Source organism: Actinophytocola oryzae (assembly GCF_004364325.1).
GTDB lineage: Bacteria > Actinomycetota > Actinomycetes > Mycobacteriales > Pseudonocardiaceae > Actinophytocola > Actinophytocola oryzae.
Window position 1 is genome coordinate 197,916 of record NZ_SOCP01000001.1, and the last position, 22,948, is coordinate 220,863.

General features: G+C 72.0%; 18 protein-coding genes. 7 read left to right on the forward strand and 11 right to left on the reverse strand.

What is annotated here, in order from left to right:
* Positions 1-6 precede the first annotated feature (6 nt).
* Entirely contained in the window at positions 7-1,614 is a 1,608-nt protein-coding gene (locus tag CLV71_RS00850; RefSeq protein WP_133900612.1) for an ankyrin repeat domain-containing protein, read from the reverse strand.
* A 57-nt stretch (positions 1,615-1,671) separates the two neighbouring features.
* Between CLV71_RS00850 and CLV71_RS00855 the strand changes: the two genes are divergently transcribed.
* The 5 genes from CLV71_RS00855 (at position 1,672) to CLV71_RS49115 (ending at position 11,096) form a co-directional block, all read left to right on the forward strand.
* Positions 1,672-3,918, forward strand: coding sequence for a helix-turn-helix transcriptional regulator (locus CLV71_RS00855; RefSeq protein ID WP_133900613.1), 2,247 nt, complete (start codon positions 1,672-1,674; stop codon positions 3,916-3,918).
* A gap of 174 nt (positions 3,919-4,092) precedes the next feature.
* Positions 4,093-5,049 carry a hypothetical protein gene (locus tag CLV71_RS00860; RefSeq protein WP_133900614.1) on the forward strand — a complete coding sequence of 319 codons (957 nt, stop codon included), beginning with the start codon at positions 4,093-4,095 and terminating at the stop codon, positions 5,047-5,049.
* 92 nt (positions 5,050-5,141) lie between these two features.
* The gene (locus tag CLV71_RS00865) at positions 5,142-6,935 is read left to right on the forward strand and encodes a dynamin family protein (RefSeq protein WP_133900615.1); all 1,794 of its coding nucleotides are present in this window, start codon (positions 5,142-5,144) and stop codon (positions 6,933-6,935) included.
* Entirely contained in the window at positions 6,932-8,419 is a 1,488-nt protein-coding gene (locus CLV71_RS00870; protein WP_133900616.1) for a dynamin family protein, read from the forward strand. Before CLV71_RS00865 ends, CLV71_RS00870 begins: the two co-directional genes overlap by 4 nt.
* A complete protein-coding gene (locus CLV71_RS49115; protein ID WP_243866133.1) occupies positions 8,400-11,096 on the forward strand; it encodes an Hsp70 family protein in 2,697 nt (898 codons plus the stop codon). Before CLV71_RS00870 ends, CLV71_RS49115 begins: the two co-directional genes overlap by 20 nt.
* Positions 11,097-11,394: 298 nt before the next feature.
* Here CLV71_RS49115 and CLV71_RS00885 read toward each other — a convergent pair whose 3' ends face one another.
* Positions 11,395-11,931: a hypothetical protein gene (locus CLV71_RS00885; RefSeq protein WP_133900617.1), complete on the reverse strand. Its 537-nt coding sequence runs from the start codon at positions 11,929-11,931 to the stop codon at positions 11,395-11,397.
* A 74-nt stretch (positions 11,932-12,005) separates the two neighbouring features.
* Positions 12,006-12,863, reverse strand: a complete 858-nt coding sequence (locus CLV71_RS00890) for a DMT family protein (protein ID WP_133900618.1) — start codon at positions 12,861-12,863, stop codon at positions 12,006-12,008.
* Positions 12,864-13,022: 159 nt separating this feature from the next.
* Between CLV71_RS00890 and CLV71_RS00895 the strand changes: the two genes are divergently transcribed.
* Positions 13,023-13,457 carry a DUF1707 SHOCT-like domain-containing protein gene (locus CLV71_RS00895; protein WP_208297322.1) on the forward strand — a complete coding sequence of 145 codons (435 nt, stop codon included), beginning with the start codon at positions 13,023-13,025 and terminating at the stop codon, positions 13,455-13,457.
* 4 nt (positions 13,458-13,461) lie between these two features.
* On the opposite strand, the gene CLV71_RS00900 is transcribed toward CLV71_RS00895, so the two are convergent.
* The 8 genes from CLV71_RS00900 to CLV71_RS00935 are packed head-to-tail and all read right to left on the reverse strand — an operon-like array spanning position 13,462 to position 21,527.
* Positions 13,462-14,811, reverse strand: coding sequence for an NADH-quinone oxidoreductase subunit N (locus tag CLV71_RS00900; protein ID WP_243866135.1), 1,350 nt, complete (start codon positions 14,809-14,811; stop codon positions 13,462-13,464).
* Positions 14,808-16,265, reverse strand: coding sequence for a complex I subunit 4 family protein (locus tag CLV71_RS00905; protein ID WP_133900619.1), 1,458 nt, complete (start codon positions 16,263-16,265; stop codon positions 14,808-14,810). Before CLV71_RS00905 ends, CLV71_RS00900 begins: the two co-directional genes overlap by 4 nt.
* Before the next feature lie 13 nt (positions 16,266-16,278).
* A complete protein-coding gene (locus tag CLV71_RS00910; protein ID WP_243866137.1) occupies positions 16,279-18,036 on the reverse strand; it encodes a proton-conducting transporter transmembrane domain-containing protein in 1,758 nt (585 codons plus the stop codon).
* Position 18,037: 1 nt separating this feature from the next.
* Positions 18,038-18,337: an NADH-quinone oxidoreductase subunit NuoK gene (gene nuoK / locus CLV71_RS00915; RefSeq protein ID WP_133900620.1), complete on the reverse strand. Its 300-nt coding sequence runs from the start codon at positions 18,335-18,337 to the stop codon at positions 18,038-18,040.
* A complete protein-coding gene (locus CLV71_RS00920) occupies positions 18,334-18,855 on the reverse strand; it encodes an NADH-quinone oxidoreductase subunit J (RefSeq protein WP_424923859.1) in 522 nt (173 codons plus the stop codon). The genes nuoK and CLV71_RS00920 overlap by 4 nt, the downstream gene beginning before the upstream one ends.
* The gene (locus CLV71_RS00925; RefSeq protein WP_133900621.1) at positions 18,855-19,766 is read right to left on the reverse strand and encodes a complex I subunit 1 family protein; all 912 of its coding nucleotides are present in this window, start codon (positions 19,764-19,766) and stop codon (positions 18,855-18,857) included. Before CLV71_RS00925 ends, CLV71_RS00920 begins: the two co-directional genes overlap by 1 nt.
* Positions 19,759-21,204: a hypothetical protein gene (locus CLV71_RS00930; RefSeq protein ID WP_208297323.1), complete on the reverse strand. Its 1,446-nt coding sequence runs from the start codon at positions 21,202-21,204 to the stop codon at positions 19,759-19,761. The genes CLV71_RS00925 and CLV71_RS00930 overlap by 8 nt, the downstream gene beginning before the upstream one ends.
* The gene (locus CLV71_RS00935; protein ID WP_243866139.1) at positions 21,195-21,527 is read right to left on the reverse strand and encodes an NADH-quinone oxidoreductase subunit A; all 333 of its coding nucleotides are present in this window, start codon (positions 21,525-21,527) and stop codon (positions 21,195-21,197) included. Before CLV71_RS00935 ends, CLV71_RS00930 begins: the two co-directional genes overlap by 10 nt.
* Before the next feature lie 267 nt (positions 21,528-21,794).
* On the opposite strand from CLV71_RS00935, the gene CLV71_RS00940 reads away from it, so the two are divergent.
* The gene (locus tag CLV71_RS00940; RefSeq protein ID WP_133900622.1) at positions 21,795-22,817 is read left to right on the forward strand and encodes a cellulose binding domain-containing protein; all 1,023 of its coding nucleotides are present in this window, start codon (positions 21,795-21,797) and stop codon (positions 22,815-22,817) included.
* The last annotated feature ends 131 nt before the right edge of the window (positions 22,818-22,948 follow it).

Here is a 22,948-nt window from a genome sequence, read left to right on the forward strand (position 1 = left end):
GCGGCCTCACGAGGGCGGCGTCACCTGCCGGAGGCCCTGAGCGGTCGTCGCCAGTACGCCGGTGTCGGGGTGCGACGCCAGCGCGTTCACCCGGCCGGGAGACGGGTCGTGCGCGGCGGGGGTGCCGGTTTCCGCGTCCAGCCACAGGACTCCCGTGTCCAGGCCCACCGCCAGCCAGGCGCCGTCCGCCGTGAAGGACAGCCGGGCCGACGTCACCTCTCCCGGGACGCCGACGGTGTCGTCGTCCACCCGGCGGTGCCACACGGTCGCGCCGGTGTCGGTGCGGGTGGCGACCGCCATGCCCCGGTAGCCGGACTCGCCCGCGCCGTGGTGGTCGGGGCGCACCCACGTCGCGAACCGGAGGCCGTTCGGGGTGAACGCCACGTCGGAGACGATCTCCGGGACACTCGCGTTCGGGAGGTCGGCCGTGTGTTCGTAGCGGAGACTCAGCGTGCCGTCGGCCACGTCGAGCACGGTCAGCCACCACGTGCCCTGCATCGAGTTGGCCACCGCGACCGTCGCGCCGTCCGGGGAGAACCGCGGTAGCACGCTCCAGTCGCCGAAACCCGTGAGCCGCGTCGTGACCACGTCCTTGACCAGGTCGAACACGTGCAGCTCCTCGCTGGAGGGCAGCAACGTGAGGTGGCCGTCGGGGGAGACGACCGGGTGGGGGTGCAGGTCCTCGGGAAGGGCGTCGGCCGGCAGGGTGCGCACGCTGTCGAGGTCCACCCAGTCCCGCAGCCACACCGACTCGCGGTCGGAGAACGCGAGACCCGCGTCCGCCGGGCCCCACACCCGCCTGCGGTCCCCTGACCGGAGCACCTCGACCGGGGTGGTCGACGGCGACAGCGTCCAGCGCACGAGGACGGCGCCCGAGTACATCGTGGTCACGGCCTCCGTCCCGTCCGGGCGGATGGCCAGCTGTCCGTGTGCGCCCTCGGCGGTCAGCTCCGCCGACACCAGACCGTCTCGCAGCGGGTGGTCGCCAAGCAGGTCTCCCGGCAGCGCGCCGAACTCGTCACGCAGGGCGGAGTCGGCGCCGCGCTCCAGCAGCAGCGAGACCACCGGGGACCACGACGGGTCGCCCGCGGCCCGGCGGCACGCGTCGTGCAGCGGGGTGCTCGGGCGGGCCGTCCGCAGCGGGGCACCGGACTCCACCAGGAGGAGCGCCACAGCCGGGTTGTCCGCGAGGTCCAGTGGGGTGTTGCCGTAGCGGTCGAGCGCCGCGGGGTCCGCGCCCTCGGCCAGGAACGCGGCCACCACGTCCGCCCGGCCCTTGTCCGCGGCGACGTGCAGTGGCGTGTGGTCGAACAGGTACCGCGCCGCCAGGCCGGGCTTGCCCGCCGCGGTCGCGAGCAGCGTGGCCACCTCGCCGCTCGCCGCCCAGTGCAGTGCGCCGTCCCCGTTCGTCCGCACGGCGAGGGGGTCCGCGCCCGCGTCGAGCAGCAGCCGGACGACGTCGGGCGAGTCGCCCTCCCACGTCGCCGCGATCAGCGGGGTGATGTCCATCCAGCCGCGGACGTCCACCGCGTCGGGCTCCTCGGTGAGAAGGGACGTCACCTCGGAGACGTCCCCGGCCTTCGACGCGATGATCAGGGGGTGGTCGTTCTGCACGCCGGGAACCTATCGAGAGGTTAGGATCCCCGAACCCGGCCCCCGAGGAGATGTGTCGTGACCGTGGTGGTCGGAGTCGACGGCGCTGGGCGGACCCACCGCCTCCGCCGCATCGCCGACACTGCCGGCACGCCCGCGTTGTGGCTCGGTACCGACACCACAGGGCTGTCCGGTGCCGCACTCGTCATCGCCGACGACGTGCACCGGCTGGGCGCGGAGGTCCTGCGTGCCCTCACCGCGGCGGCGCGGTCCGGTGTCCGGGTGGTCGTCGCGAGGCGGCCGACCATCGGCGGCCCGGAACTGGCGGAGCTCGACGAGGCCGCCGCGGTCGACGGCGTGGAGGTGCTCGCCCCGCTCACGCGTGACGAGATCGGCACGCTGGTCGCGACCGTCACCGGGCGGCCCGTGTCCCCGGACGTCGCGGCGGCCGTGCACGAGCGGTCGGCTGGACTGCCTGGCGTCGCGGTCGCCGTCGCGTTGGGCGGCAACGACTCCCCGGCCCTGCTGGCCAGGGTGCAACGCCGGTTCGCCGTCCTCCCGCGGCAGGCCGGTGCCGTGGCACGTGTGCTGGCACTGCACCTCGACCCGTCCGACGACGCGCTGGCCGCCGCCGCCGAGGTGCCGCACGCCGAGCTGCCCGGCGTCCTCCGCACGCTGCGGGACGAGGGCATGCTCGTCCCCGGTGGCGAACGGATGGTCCCGGCGGTCGCCGACGCCGTGCTCGCGGACCTGTCCGGCGCGGAACGCAGGCGCCTGCACGACATCACGGCCCGCGCGCTCATGGCCACCGGGGCGGACCCGCTGGTCGTCGCGGGCCAGCTGCGGGCAGGCCGGGTCCGCACACCGGCCGCCGCCGACGTGTACCGGCAGGCAGGCGAGCTGACCCGCTTCACCGACCCGGCCGCGGCCCTGGCCTGGTTCGACGACGCGACCGAGGCGGGCGCCGAGTCCGCCGACGTCGTCGCCGGTCGTGCCGAGGCGAACGCCCTGCTCGGCCTGCCGCCCGACACCGACCTCCCGCACGACACCCCGAGACTGGCTCTCCTCGCGGGTGCCGCCGCGGCCCACGACGGCCGCGCCGACCGTGCCGCCGACCTGTTGGCGGCGGCGTCGCCGGCCATGGCGGTCCCGGTCCTCGTGGCGACGGGCCGACTCGTCGGGACACCCCAGGGCCCGGCGCCCGCGGTCCGGCTGGCGGAGGCGGTCCTGACCGCGGTCCGCGACCCGGACGCGGCCGTACCGCTACTGATCGAGGCCGCGGAACTTGCCGAACGCACCACGCCGACAGCGGTTCTCCCCGACACGCCCCACGCCGTCGGCGCGGTCGTGGCCGTGCTGGCAGGCGACGTGGCGGCGGCCGAGTACCTCCTGGACCGCCCCGCGCAGAACCCGGCCGCGGCCGAACGCCACCGGCTCCTGCTCGCCTGGGCGCGGATGCGTGCGGGTCAGTACGACACAGCACTGCGGGAACTGGCCAGACAACCAGGAGAGCTGCCGGCGAGGGAACGTCTGCTCCGCGCAGCGGTCGCGGCGGGCATGGCCAGACGACGCGGCGACATCGCGGGACTGCGTGCGGTGTGGAGCAGTGTCGAGCCGGTTCTGGCCCGGCGCGCGGTGGACCTGTGGCAGCTGGAGGCGGTGGAAGAGCTGCTGGTCGCGGCGGCCCGCCTGCGTCAGACCCGCCGCATCGCCCCGATCCTCGACGTGCTGGACGGCATCGTCGCCCAGCTGGGCCACCCGCCCACGTGGACGGCCGCTCTCTGTTGGCTCCACACGCAGGTGGCGGTCGCCGCCGACGATCCGGCGGCCGCGGCCACCGCGGCCAGGCGAGCGCGGGACGCGGGCCGGGGTGGACACCGGGCCGCCGCCCAGGTCGCCGCGGCCGAGGTCTGGGCGCGGCTCCTCGCGGGCGACCCCGTGGCACCCGACCACGTTCTGGCCGTCACCGAACAACTGGTGACCGCGCAGCTCCCCTGGGAAGCCGGCAGGCTCGCCGGACAGGCCGCCATCCACGCCACCGACCCCGTGACCGTCCGGCGGCTGCTCGAAAGGGCACGCGAACTGTCCGAACCGGACTCCCCGGAGGGCAGCCAGACGGCACAGACGGGCGGCCTCTCCGAGCGGGAGCTGGCGGTCGCGAAGCTCGTCCTCGCGGGCAGCACGCACCGCGAGATCGGCGCCCAGCTCTACATCTCACCCAAGACGGTCGAGCACCACGTGGCCAGGATCAGGGCAAAGCTCGGCGCGGGCTCGCGGGCGGAGCTGCTCGCCACGCTCCGCGAGATCCTCGTCGACCAAAAGTGATCTTTCGGTTTTCCCGCGCCACACCGACACACAGTGCCCCCTCCTGCCGATTACCCCCTAGCGGCCCCCCATCGTCATGGGGGTCTCCCCGATGCCCGGAGCCGGTTGCCGACCGCATTCTTGGTCTCGAGCCCGACGAAGTGACGGGCCGCACCGATCGAGGAGGAACCCGAAATGCCCATCAACGTCGGCGAAGAGATCCAGAACTTCATCCGCAGCCTGCTCACCGACCGCGGCTTCGCCGCCCAGTACGCGGAGGACCCGCGCGGCATGCTCGCCGCGCAGGGTGTCACCGACCACGACCTGTCCGGTGTGGACATGCCGGGTGCGGTCGGCGCCGTCTGCGGCGACCCGTCGGTGGCGCCGGAGACCCGCTCCGCGCTCCAGAGCTACACCGGCGGCGGCGCGGGCCCCGCCCACTCCGCCGCGAACCACAGCGTCGAGCAGGTCGTCCAGCACCTCAACTACGTCACCTACCAGACCTACGAAGGTGACGACTACATCACGAACATGATCGACCAGAGTGTCGACAACAGCGTGGACGTCGACGTGGACGGCAACGTCTTCGGCGACGTGGACGTCGACGCGGTCACCGGCGAGCAGGGCCAGATCATCGACGGCGACAACTTCGGCCAGGCCAACACCGGCGACGGCGCGGTCCAGGCGGGCGACGACGCGAGTGGCGTCAACACCGGCGTGAACACCGGCATCAACGCCGGTGACGACGTCGAGAACGCGGTGGTCGGAGACGGCAACGAGACGGCGCAGGTCTCCGGCAGCGCCGACGGGTCGGCCTTCGGGTTCGGCGACGGCGACGTCAACAACCTGCCCAACGCCGACATCGACGACAGCTCGGTCAGCTTCGGCGGCGGCGACGCCACGAACGTCTCCGGCAACACCGTCGACGACGGCTCGGCCATCGCGGTCGGCGGCGACGCGAGCGGCTCCAACGTCGAGGACAACGACACCTTCGAGGACAACGACACCACGGTCACGACCTCGTTCGAGGACAACGACACGACGGTCAACGACAACGACACGCACGTCGAGGACAACGACACCACCGTCGTCGCCGTGCAGGACAACGACACGATCGAGAGCGGCGACGACACCGAGTTCGCCAACCAGTAACCACGATGTCCGAGAAGCGAAGCGGGCCGGTGTGATCGGGAACCCGGCCCGCTGTCGCGCGTCCAAACCGCACCGTCCATCCGGGAGATCTCATGACCACCAAGGCAGGCACCGCCTCGCCCGCGGCGCGGGCCGTGGACCTGGTCGACCTTGGGCTGCGTGCGTGTGAGGCGTTCGACCGACCGGACCTCGGGGCCCGGCTGACCGAGGCCGGACGCAGGCTGGCCGACCCGGTGATCCACGTCGTCATCGCGGGCGAGTTCAAGCAGGGCAAGAGCTCGCTCGTGAACGCACTGGTCGGGGCGCCGGTGTGCCCGGTCGACGACGACGCGGCCACCGCCGTGCCGACGTTCGTCCGCCACGGCGAGAAGGCGGGCGCGCAGGTGTGGCACGAGGGAGTCGAGGGGCGCGCGTCGATCGAGCTGGCCGACGTCCGCAAGCACGTCGTGGAGAACGCGGCGGGCGACCCCCGCGTCGGCGGCGTCGAGGTCCGCATCCCCAGGGCACTGCTCGCGACCGGGCTGGTTCTCGTTGACACACCGGGGATCGGCGGCCTCGGCTCCGCGCACGCCGCGGCCAGCCTCGCCGCCATCTCCATGGCCGACGCGGTGCTGTTCGTGACCAGCGCGGCACAGGAGCTGACGCGCAGTGAGATGGACTTCCTGCGCAGGGCCCGCTCGATGTGCCCGACGGTCGCGTGTGTACTCACCAAGACCGACTTCTACCCGGCGTGGCGGCGCATCCGCGACATCGACGCCGGACACCTCGCCGCCGAGGGCGACATCCCGCTGCTGGCGGTGTCCTCCGCGCTGCGTGCCCGCGCGGTGAAGAACAGCGACGGCGAGCTGAACACCGAGTCCGGGTTCCCCGACCTGATCACGCTGGTGCGCGAGCAGGTCGGCGGGTCGGCGGAGCAGCGGCTCGCGACCGAGGCCGCCGCCGAGGTCGTGTCGCTGTGCGACCACCTGGCGACGTCGTTCGGCGCGGAGCGGGAGGCGCTGGCCGACCCCGCCAACGCACAGCGCGTGGTCGACGAGCTGACCTCGGTGAAGTCCCATGTGGAGCGGCTGACGACGGCCGCGGCCAAGTGGAGCCAGACACTCGGCGACGGCATCGGCGACCTCACCTCCGACATCGACTTCGACCTCAAGGCGCGGATCAAGGAGGTCACCGCCGAGGCCGACGCGGCCATCGAGGCGGGCGACCCGGCCGACACGTGGGCCGAGTTCGGGCCGTGGCTGCAGGCGAGGACCGCGGAGGCGTTGCTGTCCAACTACGAGCTGCTGCGGGGCCGGGCCACCGACCTGTCGGAGCGGGTCGGCGAGCACTTCCGGGAAGCGGCGGGCACCATGTACACCCGCCCGTCGGTCAACGATCCGACGCCGCTGGCCGCCGCACACGTCGACGACGACCTCGACCTGCGGAAGATGCGTGCCGTCAAGCAGGCGCTGGTGGCGATGAAGAGCGCCTACGGCGGGGCGATGATGTTCACGCTCGTCGGCAGCATGGTCGGGATCATCCTGGGGCCCATCGGGATCGGCATCGGGCTCGTGCTCGGGCACCGGGGGCTGCGCGAGGAGAAGAAGCGACAGGTGCAGAAACGCCGTGCGGACGCCAAGAACGCGGTGCGCAGGTACTGCGACAAGGTCACCTTCGTGGCCAGCAAGGACTCCCGCGACACGCTGCGCCGCGTGCAGCGTGAGCTTCGGGACCACTACACGGCCCTGGCCGAGGAGCTGAACCGGTCGAACACGCGCGCGCTGACCGCGGCGTCGGAGGCGGCGAAGCGCTCGCAGACCGACCGGGCGCAACGCCTCAAGGACGTGGACGCCGAACTGGCGCGGATCAGGCAGCTGCGGCAGCGTGCGGAGGCGGTGGCGTCATGACGTTGGTCGACCGGACCAGGTTGGTGCTCGAGCGCGGGATCGAGGTGTATCGCGGGACGCCGCACGGTGCTCGCCTCGCTGCCTTGCGTGACCGGCTGGACCAGCCGCTGCGGGTGGCCGTTGCCGGGCGGGTGAAGGCCGGGAAGTCCACTTTGCTCAACGCGTTGGTGGGGGAGCGGCTCGCGCCGACCGACGCGGGCGAGTGCACGCGGATCGTGACCTGGTACCAGGACGGGCATTCCTACCAGGTGCGCGCGCAGGTCGGGCGGGAGCAGCGGCAGCTGCGGTTCAGCCGGGAGGACGGCCAGCTCGACATCGACCTCGGCGGGCTGAACGCGTCCGAGGTGGACGAGCTGGTGGTGACGTGGCCCGCACAGGCGTTGCGTGCGGTGACCCTGGTCGACACGCCCGGAATCGGGTCGCTGACGGAGTCGGCGGCGCGGCGGACGTGGGACCTGCTGGTGCCGGACGAGGAGGAGACGCCCGCCGACGCGGTCGTCTACCTGATGCGTCACCTCCACTCCGGCGACGTCGAGTTCCTGCGTGCCTTCCACGACGCCGAGGTCTCGCGGCCCAGCCCGGTGAACGCGATCGGCGTGCTGTCGAGGGCCGACGAGATCGCCGTCGGCAGGCTGGACTCGATGGCGTCCGCGCGACGGGTGGCCGCCCGGCTCGGTGATGACCCGAACGTGCGACGGCTGGTGCAGTCCGTCGTCCCGGTGGCCGGGCTGCTGGCCGAGACCGCGGTGACGCTGACCGAGGAGGAGGTCGGGCAGCTGCGCCGCATCGCCGACCTGCCGCCGCGCGAGGCCGAGGAGCTGCTGCTGTCGGCCGACCGTTTCGTGCGGACGCGTCAGGAGCTGGGACTCACCGAACCGGAGCGCGAGAAGCTGTTGGCGCGCTTCGGGGTGTTCGGCGTGCGGCTCGCGAGCACGATGCTGCGGCGCAAGGTGGCGGGCACGGCGACGGAGCTGGCCGGGGAGCTTGCCGAGCGCAGTGGCCTCAACCAGCTGCAGGACCTGCTGTCGTCGCTGTTCTTCGAGCGCAGGGACGTGTTGAAGAGCCGCTCGGCGCTGCTCGCCGTGTCCGACCTGGTGCGGACGTTCGCGCGACCGGGCAGCGAGGCGCTGGCGGGCGAGGTCGAGGCCGTCGTGTCGTCGGCGCACCCGTTCAACGAGCTGCGCGTGCTGTCGGGGCTGCGCGCGGGCTGGGTGTCGGGCAAGGCCGAGGTCGTCGCCGAGCTGGAACGTGTGATCGGCGGGTCGGGCGGCGCGACCCACCAACGTCTGCGGCTGCCGCCCGACGCGGGCACCCGCGAGCTGACCTCCGCCGCCACGGACGCGTTGTCCCGCTGGCAGAGGCGGGCAGAGAACCCAATGACCAGCTACGAGCTGACGGTCGCCGCGAGGGTGGCCGTCCGTTCGTGCGAAGGCATGTTGGCCGACCTTCTATCGGAGCACAGTCATGTACGCACTCGGAATTGACCTGGGCACCACCTACACCGCGGCGGCGACCTGGCGAGACGGCCGGGCGCAGATCGTGTCGCTCGGTGGCCGGGGTGCCGCGATCCCGTCGGTGGTGTTGTTGCGGGCCGACGAGACCTTCCTGACGGGCGAGGCAGCCAACCGCAGGGGGTTGACGGAGCCGAACCGCGTGGCCCGCGAGTTCAAACGCCGCCTCGGTGACACGACACCACTGATGCTGGGCGGGTCGCCGTACTCGGCGGAGGCGTTGATGTCGCAGCTGCTGCGGGCGGTGGTCACGGAGGTGACGACCCGTGAGGGCGGTGCGCCGTCGGCGGTGTGCGTGTCGCACCCGGCGAACTGGGGGCCGTACAAGATCGACCTGTTACGCCAGGCCGTGCGGATGGCCGACCTGCCGTCGGTGACATTCGTGTCGGAACCGGAGGCGGCGGCGGTCAACTACGCGCAGGAACAGCGCCTCGGGGTAGGCGCGGTGGTCGCGGTGTACGACCTGGGCGGGGGGACCTTCGACGCGGCGGTGCTGCGTCGCACGCCGACGGGTTTCGCGATCCTGGGGCAGCCGGAGGGCATCGAGCGGCTGGGCGGCATCGACTTCGACGCGGCGGTGTTCAACCACGTCCGGACCACGCTCGGGGACAAGCTGGACGACCTCGACGACGATGACCCGGCCGTGATCTCGGCGGTGGGGCGGTTGCGTGAGGAGTGTGTGGAGGCGAAGGAGGCGCTGTCCGCTGACACGGACACGTCGATCCCGGTGCTGCTGCCGTCGGTGACCACGGAGGTTCGGCTCACGCGGGGTGAGCTGGAGTCGATGGTCCGGCCCGCGTTGCACGGCTCGATCGAGGCGTTGCGCAGGGCTGTTCGGTCGGCGGACCTGACGCCTGACCAGCTGCAGGCGGTGCTGTTGGTGGGGGGTTCGTCGCGGATGCCGTTGGTGGGCCAGCTGGTGAGCGCGGAGCTGGGGCGGCCGGTGGCCATGGACACCCATCCGAAGCACGCGGTAGCCCTTGGCGCCGCACGGTTGGCGGGCGGCGGCTTCAGCGCGCCGGGTATCGCCGGTGGCGCCGCCGGCATGGGCGCGGCGGCCGTCGGTTTCGGTGGAGCAGGCGGGCGGGGAGGCGCAGGTGGTGACGCGGCAGGTTCCGCCGCCGTCGGCGGACCGATGGGGCCTGGTGGTGGGGGTCCGGCCGCACCTGGTGGTGGGGCCGGTTTCGGAGCAGGCCCGGGGTCGGCTGCGGGCGGCACCGGCGGCCCTGGCGAGGGGACGCGGTTTGGTTCGGGTCCGGGTTCGGGCGGTGGTGGGGCGGGTTCGGCTGTCGGTGGTTCGGCTGGAGGGCCCGGTGGTGCTGGGTTTGGCTCTGGTCCGGGTTCGGCCGGTGGTGGGGCGGGTTCGGCTGTCGGTGGTTCGGCTGGAGGGCCCGGTGGTGCTGGGTTTGGTTCGGGTCCGGGTTCGGGCGGTGGTGGGATGGGGTCGGCTGTGGGTGGTGTCGCTGGTTCGGGTGGTGGGCCTGGTGGTGCGGGGTTGGGGAGTGGTCCGGGATCGGGCGGTGGCCGGGCGGGATCGCCCGCCGGTGGTTATGGCGCGGCTGGTGGTGGAGCCGGCGGGGCTGTCGGTGAGGGAGCTGGTTCGGCGGCTGGTGGGTCCGGGGGACCGGTTCCAGCCGGGGCTGTCGGCGGTTTCGGTGGTGCGGCGGGATTTGGCGGCCGTCAGGGGTCGTCTGGTGGTCCTGCGGCACTGGGCGCGGACAGCGGGCGGGCCGGTGGATTCGGTGACGGCCCGACCGGCAGGGTCGGGCGGCAGAACCCGGGTGCGTCGGGTGCGGGTGCCGGGCGTGGGTACGAGACCCGTGGGTCCGGGCCTGGTCGTGCTTCTGGTGGTGGCTGGGAAGGGAACCGGGCCGAACGGTCGGGCGTCACCCATCCGGTCGACCGGGACGGCGACCGGGTCGGTCCGCCGCCCACCGGGAAGAAGCGCCGGGGCGTTGTGGTGGCCGCAGGGGCCGTCGCGCTCGTACTGCTGGCCGGCGTGGGGATCGGTTTCGCCGTCCTCAACGGGAACGACGAAGGCGACGACAAGACCCGCGACGTCGCGGCCAGTACCCCGTCGACCGCGGCGTCCTCCCTGCCGGCGGACGAGCAGTGCACCGACGCGATCATGAGCAACCCGCGGTGGGTGTGTCTCACCTCGGCGATCATCGCCGACGGCAGGATCACCATCGACTACCGCAGCGACGGGGCGCCCATGAACGTCAACGGCGGCATCCACATGCACGTCTACGGCGGCGACGGTGTGACGCCACCCGCCGAGGTCATGGGCATGCAGGCACCCGAGAGCGAGCAGGGCAGGTGGTACGTCGAGGACCGGCGCCCGGCCGTCCTCGACCTCACCGACCAACGGTTCGTCATGGCCATCGGCGACGCGCCCAAGGTCTGTGCCCGGATCGCCACCGCCGACCACCGGCTCGTGCCCGACGCCGACGGGCACTTCGCGACCGGTAACTGCGTGCCGATCACCCGGACCGCGGAGACCACCACGACGGTCACCCAGAAGGCTCCCACCCACACCAAGAAGCCCACCAGAACAACAACCACCGAGACGACCACCACCACGGACACGACCACCACCGACACCACGACCACCACCACGGAGATCCTCGCGTCGACCACGACCCACTGAGACCCCCGGTCCGCCACAACGCACCGGGGCCCTCGGTTCGTCGCGACGCGCCGGGGCTCGCGCCTCCGTCACGACTCACTGGGGCCCCGGGTCCGTCACGAGGCGGGCCCCTCGCGCCTTCATCACGACCCACCGAGACCCTCGCGCCCGTCGCGGCGCGCCGGGGCTCGCGCGCCCATCACCGAGCCCCCGCGCGCCGGCCGCGACCCGCCGGGACTCTCGCGTTCACCACGACGCACGGAGACCCGCGGTGAGCCCAGCCAAGGGCTTGCCGCGGGTCTCAGTCGAACAGCTCGGCTCAGTCGAACAGGTCGTCGTCCGAGTCATCGCCGTCATCGTCCGTCAGGACGTCCGGCGACGGCTCGGGCGGTTCGGTGTCGTCCGGTGCGGACCAGTCCGGGGCGTCATCGTCGGCGTCGGAGTCGGCTCCGGGCGCGTCGTCCGACACGTGGGTCGGGACGTGGTCCACCGACGGGTCGTCGTCGAAGGCGCCCGCGCCGAAGTCCAGGGACAGGTCGGGGTCCGCGTCGACATCGCCCAGGGGTGCGTCGTCCAGGTCGTCCAGGTCGTCGGCGGGGTCCACCGGCGCCGACGTCAGCAGGTCGAACCAGTCGGCGGGCTCCTCGCCCGCGGTGTGGGCCGTCACGAACGGTGCCAGGTGCTCCGCCACCTCCGGCGGTGCCGTGTCCGCGAAGCTCACCACCGCCTCCGCCACCAGGTCGGGGGGCAGGTCGTGGCCGTGCTCGGCCAGGTAGGCCTCGGGGCCGCCGGCGCGTGCGCCTGCGTCGCCCACCAGGTCGGTGAGCAGCTCCCGGAGCGGACGCGCGGAATCCATGCACCCAACTGTAGAGACGCCCCGCCCCGCCGGCTTCGGGGAAACCCCCAACCGACCCCCATCCCGAGGCGACGTCAGACGCGGACGTTCTCGCGGGTCGGGGTTTCGGTGGACTTCGTGTCCACGTCCCTGGCACGGGTCAGCTGGATCACACCCAGCCCGCTGAGCAGCGCGCACACCACCGCGATGACGATCTCGACCGGCGTCGTGGCGAGGTGCTCGCCCAGGAGCAGCACGCCGATGGCGGCGGCGGTGGCCGGGTTCACCAGGTTGGTCACCGCGAGCGGCGCGCCGAGGCCCGCGCGGTAGGACCACTGCGTCAGCACCGTCGCGGCGATCGCGAACGTGACCGTCGCGGCCATCGCCACGACCATGATCGGGCTCAGCAGCTCGCCGACGCCCTTCTCGCTGGCCGTGACGACCACCGTCTTGCACATGGCCGAACACACCGAGTAGGCGATTCCCCCGGCCGTGGCTTCCCAGAGGGGTGACGCACCCCGACGGCGGCCGAACGCGCCCAGAGCGCTCACGACCACGGTCGTGGCCACCAGCAGCCAGACCAGCTCACCGGAGTCGAGGGTCCGGCCCGAACCGGACGTCGTGATGATCAGCGCGAGACCGGCGAGGCCGATCACCGTGTTGGTCATGCCGCGCAGCTCCAGCGGCGTCACCTTGCGCCTGGCCGACATCGCCGCGAACGGGACCGCGATCACCAGCGTGAGCACGCCGAGCGGCTGGATCAGCGTCAGCGGGCCGAAGCCGAGCGACGTGACGTGCAGTGCCGCGCCGAGCGCGTTGAGCGCGAGCGCCACCCACAGGATCGGCATGCGTGCCAGGGCCGAGATCGCCAGGTGGGCGTGCTTGGCCTGGATGAGCGCCGCCGCCGCGTACGCGATCGAGCACGCGAGGCACAGCGCGATAGTGATGATCAAGTTGACCAATACGTCGTCATTTCTCTCGGTCGCCCGGCGGAACGTCGTCCTCGTCGGACGTGCCGATGGCCCGGTGACGGCGACATGGACCTGGTCCCAGGTTACCGGCTTTGTCGATGCGGTGTGGTCGGAACCGGTTGAACTGGCATCCTGGAACACATGGGTCGTGACGAGATGCGGGCCGCTGACAGCGACCGACAGGCTGTGGCCGACAAGCTGAAGAAGGCGCTCGACGAGGGGCGTCTCGACCTCGGCGAGTACGACGAGCGGCTGCAGAAGACCTATGCGGCCAAGACCTACGGCGACCTGAAGGGCCTGCTCGAGGACCTGCCGATGCAGCAGCAGGCCGTCGCGGCACCCCAGGGGCCGCCACCGCTGCCCGCGAGCGTGTCCTCACGCACCGGTCAGCTCGTCAGGATGACGATGGGCGGCTTCGGCGGCATCTTCGTCGTCTGCACGGTGATCTGGCTCCTCACGGGCCTCGGGTACTTCTGGCCGGTCTGGCTGCTCATCCCGCTGGTCATGAGCATTCTCGGCCAGTTCGGCGAGGACCGGGGCCACCGCGACCGCCGCGAGCGTCGCAGGCGGGACTGAGCACTCAGGACCAGGCCGCGAGGATCGGGCCGGCGAGCAGTCCGATCGCGACCGACGCCGGGGCCGCGACGTACGCCGTGACCCCGCCCGCCACACGGGTCGTCCCCGTTCGTGCACGGAGCGTGGGCATCAGCCACCGCAGGTAGTAGAACAGGCTCGCGACGGTGTTGACGGCCGCGACGACCGCGAGCCAGCCGAGGCCCGCGTCCAGCGTCGCGGTGAACACGGTGAGTTTCCCGGCGAACACACCCGTCGGCGGCGTGCCGACCAGACCGAGCAGGCACACGGCCAGGCAGGCCACCAGCCAGGGGCGGTGCCGGGCCAACCCTGTGTAGTCGTCGATGGTGTCGGCCTTCGGGAGAGCGCAGACCACCGCGAACGCGCCGAGGTTGGTGACGGCGTAGGCCGCCAGGTACAGCAGGAGGCTGGGTAGGGCGTGGCCCGCCGCGACCGCCATCAGGAGGTAGCCGACCTGGCTGATCGTCGAGTAGGCGAGCAGGCGCCGCACGTTCTGCTGGAAGAACGCGGCGAGGTTGCCGAGCGTCATGGTCGCGGCGGCGATGATCGCGACCAGCAGCGACCAGTCCAGCGGGACGGTGGTGACGAACCGGTAGGTCGCGACCACCGCGCCGATCTTGGGGATCGTGGTGACGATCGCGCCGACGGCGGGCATCGTCCCCTCGGTGACGTCCGGGACCCAGAAGTGGCCGGGCACCGCGCCTGCCTTGAACAGCAGGCCCGCGAGCACGGCCACGGCGCCGACCGCGACCGCTTCCGTTGGGGCGTCGGGAAGTGCGTGGCGCAGGGTGGGGTAGTCGCTGCCGGTGCCCACCCCGGACACGAGCATCACGCCGAAGAGCATCGTGGTGCCCAGCAGTGCGCCGAGCAGGTAGAACTTGAGGGTCGCCTCGGTGCCGGGAGCGTCCTTGGCGAACCCGGTGAGCGCGTAGAGCGGCACACTGGCCAGCAGGTACGCGGCCGCCAGGAGCAGCAGGTCTCCCGCGCTTGCCAACAGGACCGCGCCGAGCGCGGCGAGTAACAGCAGGACGACGAACTCGGTTTCCCTTGCGTGGCCGCCGATCCTGGTCATGGCGAGTACCAGCAGGACGGACACCAGCACGATGACGCGGGTCGCGTCGGTCGCGGCGTCGACCGTGTAGGTCGCCGCGAACACCGGACCTGTCTCGCCGCCGACCGTCCACACCAGACCGGCGACGCAGGCCAGTGCCGCGACGACCCTGACGAGCCACTGGCGGTCCTTCGGCAGGAACGAACCCAGCAGGAGACCGGCGACGGCCGTGGCGGCCAGGATGATCTCGGGCAGCAGCGGGCCGAGGTCCATGTCGTTGTTCATCTGCCGACCAGCGTGCCGAGGACGCGGGCGGCCGGTTCGACGAGGTCGAGGAGGAACCTCGGGAACAGGCCGATGACCACCGCCAGCACCATGAGCGGGGCGATGGACAGCGTCTCGGTGACGGTCAGGTCGCCGACCGCCGTCTTCGGGGTGCCCAGGAACAACCGCTGGTAGGCGCGGAGGAACAGGGCGGCCGTGACGAGAATCCCCAGGAACGCCAACGCGGTCGGGACCGGCGCGCCGGGCAGCGAGCCGGTGAGGATCTGGAACTCCGCGACGAAGCCGGAGAACCCGGGCAGCCCGAGCGAGGCGAACGCGGCGACGGCCGTGAGGCCCGCGAACCGCGGCGCACCGGCCGCGATGCCGCCGTACGCGTCGAGGTCGTAGGTGCCGCCCCGCTCGTAGAGGACACCGGCGAGGAGGAACAACGCGCCGGTGACCAGGCCGTGGCTCACCATCTGCGTGACGGCGCCGGTGACCGCGAGCCCCTGGGCCTGCTCGTCCGAGGTGGACGACAGGCCCGCGGCGCCGACGGCCAGGATGACGTAACCCATGTGGTTGACCGAGGTGTAGGCCACCATGCGCTTGAAGTCCCGCTGCGCCAACGCGACCAACGCGCCGTAGAGCACGCTGACCACGCCGACGACCACGACCGCGCCTGCCCAGTCCCGCCACGCGGCCGGCAGCATCGGCATGGCGATCCGCACGAAGCCGTACGTGCCCAGCTTCAGCAGCACGCCGGCCAGGATCGCGGAGCCCTCGGCGGGTGCCTCGGTGTGCGCGGGCGGCAGCCAGGTGTGGAACGGCACGGTCGGCGTCTTGACCGCGAGGCCGACCACGACGGCCAGCAGCACGAGCGCAGAACCTGTCGGGTGCCCGGCAAGCGCGACCATGTCGAACGTGTGCGGCTCGGCGGCGAGGTAGAGGCCGATGAAGCCCAGCAGCAGGGCGAGCGAGCCGAGGAACGTGTAGAGGAAGAACTGGAGTGCCGCCCTCGCCGCGTTCCTGTGTCCCCAGCAGGCGATCACGAAGTACATGCCCACGATGGACAGGTCGAAGAACACGAAGAACAGCACCAGGTCCAGCGACACGAACACGCCGAGGCAGACGGTTTCGAGGAACAGGAACAACGTCGCGAAGGAGCGGACCCGGTCGGTGCGCCCGAACGCGTGGACCGCGCAGGCGAGGAAGATCACGGCCGTCACCGCGACCAGCGGGAGGCTGAGCCCGTCGACACCCAGGTGGTATCCGGAGCTGACGCTGGGAATCCACCGCCGCTCGACCTCGTACTCGTAGCCGGGGCCCCGGTAACCCAGCCACAGCACGGCGACGAGGGCCAGTTCCGCCGCGCTCGTGGCGATCCACGCCCAGCGCACCACGGCGTCGGTGACCCTCGGCACGGCCAGCAGCACGACGGCCACCGCGACCGGTAGGAACACGACGATGCTGAGCACGCTCACCTCTCGTTCATCGGATCAGGAGCAGCAGGGCGGCGAGGGCGGCGAGCGCGACCACGGCCTGTGCGTAGTAGTGGTGGAGCCGGCCGGTCTGGGGACGCCTCGCGAGCCTGCCGAGGGTGCGGAACCCGTGCGTGACGAGCCGTACGGCGCCGTCGATCGACCATTCGACCCGTCGGTCGACCAGCCTGGCGACGGTGGCGCCGATCCTGGCGGTCGCGTGCACGGTCCCGGCGACGGCCCTGTCGTCGAACCGTGCCAGGTGTCGCGCGGTGGCGAGCGTCGGCCGGACGACGACGGTCCGCGCGAGGTTCTCCAGGCCCAGCCAGTGAAGGAGGGGAGCCGGGGCGGTGAGGTCGCGGCGCCGCACGGCGGCGACGGTCGCGCCGGTGACGAGCAGGGCCAGCGCTCCCGACACGACCGGTTCCCACCACCCGGAGTCCGGCCGGAACCCGGGCAGGACACCGATGACCAACGCGCCGGCGGCCAGCGGGAGCAGAACTGCCTGCTGTGCCGGGGGAACGCGTGTTCGGTCCGTTGTGGAGGGTGTCCAGACCAGTGCCAGTGCGCGGCCCGCGTAGGCGGCGCTGAGCGCGGCGGCGGCAAGTCCCACCAGGTAGAGCGGCAGGGACGCGGTGAGTGCTCCCGTGAGGACCCGGTCCTTGGTCGCCCACAGGGAAAGCGGCGGGATGCCCGCGAGGGTGAGCGCGCCGGCGGTGAACGCGACGCCGGTGACGCGGTGCCGTCCGGCCACACCCCGCAGCTCGTCGAGATCCCTGGTGCCCACCGCGGTCAGCCAGGCACCCGCGCACAGGAAGAGCAGGCTCTTGGTGAGTGCGTGCGCGACGAGGTGCGCGGTGCCCGCCGACGCGCCCGCGGTGCCCGCCGCGAAGACCATGAACCCGACCTGGGCGCAGGTCGACGCGGCGAGCAGCTGCTTGAGGTCACGCTGGACCACCGCGACCGCGCCGAGCAGCAGGGCCGTGGCCGCCCCGGCCCACGCGACGACGACCGCCGCCCACGGGGTCGCGCCGAGGAGCGGTTCCGTCCGCAGCAACAGGTAGGCGCCGGCCGCGACCATGGTCGCCGAGTGGAGGAACGCTGAGACCGGGCTCGGGCCGTCCATGGCGCGGGAGAGCCAGAAGCTGAACGGCAGCTGGGCCGACTTCCCGAGCGCCGCGACGACGAGGCCCGCGGTGGCGAGGTCGCGCCAGCCGTCGGGTAGGTCCGGCAGCCGGGTGAGGTCGAGGCCGTGCGCGCCACCGGCGAGCGCGGCACCCGCGGCGAGGTAGAGCCCGAGGTCGGCGGCCCGGGTGGTGAGGAACGCGACCAGGCCGGACCGCACCCTGCGGGGCTCGCGCCACCAGTAGCCGATGAGCGCGTAGGAGGCCGCACCCATGACCTCCCACGCCATGAGCAGGGTGACCAGGGTGGTGGCGGTGACGGTCACGAGCATCGCGGCGGCGAACACGAGCATCAGCCCGTGGAAGCGGTGGTCGAGCCCGGGCTCGCCGGTGGCGAACACGAGCACCGCGACGAGCACGACCGCGACGGTGACGACCATGGCGGCCGACAAGCCGTCCACGGCGAGTCCGAAGGAGATCCCGTCGAGGAAGGCCACGCTCGCCGCGGGCCGGGCGACCGCCGCGACGACCGCGAGCACGGCCGTGGCCACCGCGGCCATGACCGCGACAGTGTGCGGTGCGCGGGTCACGAGCAGTGCCACGCCCGCGCAGAGCGGGAGTGCGACGAGGAACCAGAGCAGCACGTCAGTCCCTGAGGTCCGCGGCCATGTCGGTCATGTCGATGTCCCGCGCCCGGAAGATCGCGGTGGTGACCGCGAAACCGGCGGCCATCTCGATCGCCATGGCCGTGAGCGCCACGACGATGACCACCTGTCCGTCCGGGCGCTGCGGCGCGGTGTAGTACCAGAAGGCGGCGCCCCCGACGATGACGGCGTTGATCATCAGCTCGAGCCCCATCATGACCATCACGACGGACTGCTGGGAGAGGGCGCCGTAGAGCCCGATGCAGAAGAGCGCGGAGGCGAGCAGGAGGTACTGGGTCATCGCGGTGGTTTCCGTTCGGGCCGGTCGTACCGTCCCCGGTGGGTGGCGAGCACGACGGTGGCGACGATCGTGGCGAACAGGGCGAGACCGAGCACGACCATGGTGAGCATCTTGGGGCCCATGAGCGCCTCGCCGAGGGCCCGGGTGGGGTCCGGTGGCGGTTCGTCGGTGGTGGTGGGCCAGTCGACGAGCAGGCTGCCCGCGCCGAGGAGGAGGAAGACGCCGACGGAGATGGCGAGGGCGCCCTTCTTGTTGTGCACCATGGACATGGGCATGAGGCCGCCGGGGTTCATCATGTACATGACCATGAAGACGACCATGATCACCATCTCCATGACCATCATGAGGACGACCAGGACGCCGAGGTAGGAGAGGTCGACGAGCAGCACGGTCCCGGCGGCGAACACGAAGGACGCGAGCAGGGCGAAGGTGGCGCGGGCCATGGAGTCGACCAGGAAGACGGCGAGGCCCGCGCCGGCTGCTCCGGCGGCGCAGACCCAGAAGACGATGTCGCGCATCAGATGACCACCAGGGAGACGAGGAGGGCCTGTAGGAGGGTGGCGGGGACGAGGAGCAGCCAGGCGACCTCCATGAACCGGTCCATCCTGATGGTGGGGGTCCGGCGGCCGACCCGGACGAGGGCGGCGAGGACGAGGGCGGTCTTGACGAGGGACCAGGCCCAGTCGGGGAGGAAGGGGCCGGCGCCGCCGCCGAGGAAGAGCGGGACCGCCATGGCCGCCCCGGAGACGAGCAGGATCCGGCGGCCTGCGAGGAGGACCAGCCGGTCGACGCCGGAGGTCTCCGCCGCGGCGCCGCCCGCGAGGTCGCGTCCGAGCGCGTGGTCGAACGGCGGGGAGAACGACATGGCCAGCACGGAGAGCAGGTAGGCGAGGAAGGCGACGGGCTGCCAGACGACGAACCAGAGGCCGGTCTGGGCGTCGACGACGTCCCCGATTCGCAGCGACCCGGCACCGATGGCGACGGAGGTGAGGGCGAACATGTGGGGCAGTTCGTAGGCCAGGCCCTGGGCGACGAAACGGTAGCCGCCGACGAGGGAGAAGGCCGAGTTGGCGCTCCAGCCTGCGCTCCAGACGGCCGCCCAGGCGACGATCTCCATGGCGTTGAACCAGACGATGCCGACGGAGAGGTCGCTGACGACCCAGTGGCCGAGCGGTGTGACCGCGGAGGCCAGGACGGCGGCGGTGAGGAGTACTGCGCCGGAGGAGCGCCACAGGAGGCTGTCGGCGCTGAGCGTGCGCCTGCGTTGCTGGACGAGCAGCCCGGCGACGGTCCGGAAGGCGTCACCACCTCCACCGCGACGACCTGCCGCGCGGGCGGCGAACACGTTCTCCAGGGCCGAAGTCCCTGCGGCGAGGAGGCCCAGCACCCCGAGCAGGACGAGGCTGCCCCACCACGCTGCCTCAGTCATGGGGGTCTCCGGGGTGTGGTTCGCGAGGGGATGCCTGGTCGGTGTGCGGGCCGGGGGTGTGGTGCTCCGGCCGGGGTTGGTGGTGGGTGGTGTGGTTGGGGTTGGGTTGGTGGTGGGGTTGGTTGTCGGCACCGCGCTCGGGGCGAGGTTGGTCGTTGGTGCTGTCGTCGGGTTGTCGGAGTGATGGGTGGGGGTTGTGCTGGTGGGTCTTGGGGTGTTGGTGGTGGGGCTTTTCGTGGGTGCTGTGTTCGGGTTCCTGGGTCTCGTGGTGGGGTTCTCGGTTGGGTTGGGTGGGGGTTTCGGAGTGGGGGGTTTCGTGTTCGAGGTGGGGGTCTTGTTGGGGGCCGCGGTGGGACTGTTCGTGTGGCCTGTGGTCGAGGTTGTCGTGGGGGTCGTGGTGTGGTTTCGGGCGGGGGCGCTGATGAGGTTCGTGGCGGGGGAGTAGGTCCGGGTCGGGGTCCAGGCTTGCCACTATGAGGCGGGCGGTGGCCAGTTCCGTGCCTGCCAGCAGGGTGGGGAGAACGTCGATCGTCCACTGTGGAGACTCGGGAACGTGGTGGTGGGGTTGCGTCGTCGCGGCCAGGCGGTGGTTCAGGCGGGACAACGCGTCGCCCGCCAGAGGGGGTGGGGCGTTCACCGTCTCGCCTACTCCTTCGAGCAGCCGGCGCAGTGTGCGGGAGCCTCGGATCCTTCTCACCCACCTGTGCAGGGCTTCCGTGGGGGTGGCGTCCCTCAGTGAGTCGTCTCGGAGGCGTTGGGCCGTGGTCGCGGCGTCCGACCAGCCTGCGACGGCCAGAAGTCGGGCGGTTGAGTCGAGCGCTCGCGCCACCGGGTGCTCCGGCCAGAACGACTCGCCCGTCCCCTCGATCACCTCCACCGACGCCTCTCGGATCACGTCGCCCTGGAGGGTGGTGTGGATGATCAGGCCCGCCGGCCACAGCGGTAGTGCCGGGCCCAGCGGGACGTGCAGCTGGTCCAGCTCGAGGCCGTCGCGGTCGTCGGCGCGGTCCGCCATGGGGATCCCGCCCGGCATGGCCGTCATGTGGTCCGTGTGATCGTGTGCCATGGCGGCGTGGTCGGCGTGGTCGGCGTGGTTGGTGGGTGTCGCGGGGGTTGCTGTGGTGGCGGGTAGCCGTTGGGTCGTCGCGTCGTGGAGGGTGTTCACGGCCTCGGTCAGGTCGGTCGGGACCGTTGCCGCGGACGTCACCCGGACCCGTACCTTCGGCGCCGGCATCGCCTCCCACACCCGTGTGGCATACGGCTCGAGGCCCTCGCCCGTGATCACCAGCAGATTGGCCTCCGCCGGGCTCGACGCCGGGTGCCAACCCCGTTCTCGGGTGAGGCGCTCCACCGCCAGACGTGCCCGCGTGCCACCGGGCCCGGCCAGCAGCAGCGGGCGCGGCGGGGTGAGGCGCAGCAGCCACGACGTCAGACCCACCGCAGGGCGCCCTCCCGCCACGCGTAGACCACGCCCGCGAACAGGATGGCCAGGAACACGAACATCTCCACCACCGCCGGCGTCCCCTCCTCGGCGACGACCAGCGTCCACGGGTACATGAACACCATCTCCATGTCGAACGCCAGGAACAGCATCGTCACCGTGTACCAGCGCACGTGGAACCGCGACAGGGCGTGTTCCTTCGGCTCGTGGCCTGACAGGAACGGGCGCACGTCGGTCATCGCGCGGCCGAGGCGCGCCAGCGTCGCCACCCCGTACGCCGCGCCGGTCAGTAGCAGGACGGCCGCCAGCAGGACGAACACGCGGCCCCCTCCGGCGTTGTCGGTATACCCGGTGGGGGTAAAGGTACTCCCGTTGCGTGCTCGGCGCGCGTGGCGACACCGCGCACGTGATGTTCACGCTCACATAGCGACCCTGGCGCGGCTGTTCAGGCCGTTGTCGGCAGGCAAACAGCACGGGTTAGCGTTCACATCGGCAGCTACTGAATCGTTGACTGAACGAACCGGGCCTGGCTACATTGAGTCGCACACCGAGCACCCCCTGCTGACAACGACGTCGAGGACTGTGCCATGCCCCGCAAACCCCTGAAGCTGGTTGCCGCCCTTGTCGTGGCGCTGTCGGCAACGCTCACCCTCACCACCGGAGCCGCGCAGGCCGAGTCCAACGGGGGCGTCAGAGTGATGCCGCTCGGCGACTCGATCACCGACGGGTTCGGTGTCCCCGGCGCCTACCGCACCGGGCTCTGGCAGCGGTTCGTCAACGCCGACTACCGCGTCGACTTCGTCGGGTCCGGGTACAACGGGCCGTCGAACCTCGGTGACCACGACCACGAGGGCCACTCCGGCTGGCGCATCGACCAGATCGACGCCGCCGTCGTCGCCTGGCTGCGTACCTACACCCCGCACACCGTCCTGCTGCACATCGGCACCAACGACATCATCCAGAACCGCGACCTGGCCAACGCCCCGGCTCGACTGTCCACTGTGGTCGACAAGATCACCGCGACCGCGCCCGACGCCGAGGTCTTCGTCGCCACGCTCATCCCTCTGGGTGACGCCACGCAGGAGGCGAACGTGCGTGCCTTCAACGCGGCCGTCCCCGGCATCGTGCAGAGCAAGGTCAACGCGGGCAGGAAGGTCCACCTCGTCGACATGCACTCCGCGGTCAGCGCGGCCGACCTCTACGACGGCATCCACCCCAGCGCCGCCGGCCACGACAAGATGGCCGCCGCCTGGTACGCCGCACTCCGGGCCGTGCCGGGCAGCATCGGCAGCCCCGGTGACGATCCCACGCCGCCGACCGGCACCTGCGCCGCGACCTACGCGCTCACCGGGCAGTGGTCCGGCGGCTTCCAGGCTTCGGTCACCGTGACGGCGGGCTCCTCGCTCACCGGCTGGGCGGTCACGCTGCGGTATGGGAACGGCCAGACCGTCAACCAGGCGTGGAACGCGACCATCACCCGGACCGGCGACACGTTCACGGCCCGCGACGCCGGCTACAACGGCACCCTCGCGCCGGGTGCCAGGGCGGAGTTCGGCTTCCTCGCCAGCGGCGCGGCCGAGACCCCGACCCTCACCTGCGCCGCCGCCTGACCTGCCCCGCACACAAGGGAGAGGGGACGAGCGTGTTCCTGCGCAGAGGACTGCACGCCGCGGCGGCGGCCCCCGCTCGCCGTCGCGGCGGCGCCTGCCCCGGCCGCGCCGCCGACGAGCTTGCGGTGGTC

Coding starts and splice junctions, on each gene's coding strand:
- CLV71_RS00860 (WP_133900614.1), top strand. CDS start 4,093: ATGCCCATCAACGTCGGCGAAGAGATCCAGAACTTCATCCGCAGCCTG.
- CLV71_RS00865 (WP_133900615.1), top strand. CDS start 5,142: ATGACCACCAAGGCAGGCACCGCCTCGCCCGCGGCGCGGGCCGTGGAC.
- CLV71_RS00870 (WP_133900616.1), top strand. CDS start 6,932: ATGACGTTGGTCGACCGGACCAGGTTGGTGCTCGAGCGCGGGATCGAG.
- CLV71_RS49115 (WP_243866133.1), top strand. CDS start 8,400: ATGTACGCACTCGGAATTGACCTGGGCACCACCTACACCGCGGCGGCG.
- CLV71_RS00885 (WP_133900617.1), bottom strand. CDS start 11,931: ATGGATTCCGCGCGTCCGCTCCGGGAGCTGCTCACCGACCTGGTGGGC.
- CLV71_RS00895 (WP_208297322.1), top strand. CDS start 13,023: ATGGGTCGTGACGAGATGCGGGCCGCTGACAGCGACCGACAGGCTGTG.
- CLV71_RS00900 (WP_243866135.1), bottom strand. CDS start 14,811: ATGAACAACGACATGGACCTCGGCCCGCTGCTGCCCGAGATCATCCTG.
- nuoK (WP_133900620.1), bottom strand. CDS start 18,337: ATGACCCAGTACCTCCTGCTCGCCTCCGCGCTCTTCTGCATCGGGCTC.
- CLV71_RS00920 (WP_424923859.1), bottom strand. CDS start 18,855: ATGCGCGACATCGTCTTCTGGGTCTGCGCCGCCGGAGCAGCCGGCGCG.
- CLV71_RS00925 (WP_133900621.1), bottom strand. CDS start 19,766: ATGACTGAGGCAGCGTGGTGGGGCAGCCTCGTCCTGCTCGGGGTGCTG.
- CLV71_RS00940 (WP_133900622.1), top strand. CDS start 21,795: ATGCCCCGCAAACCCCTGAAGCTGGTTGCCGCCCTTGTCGTGGCGCTG.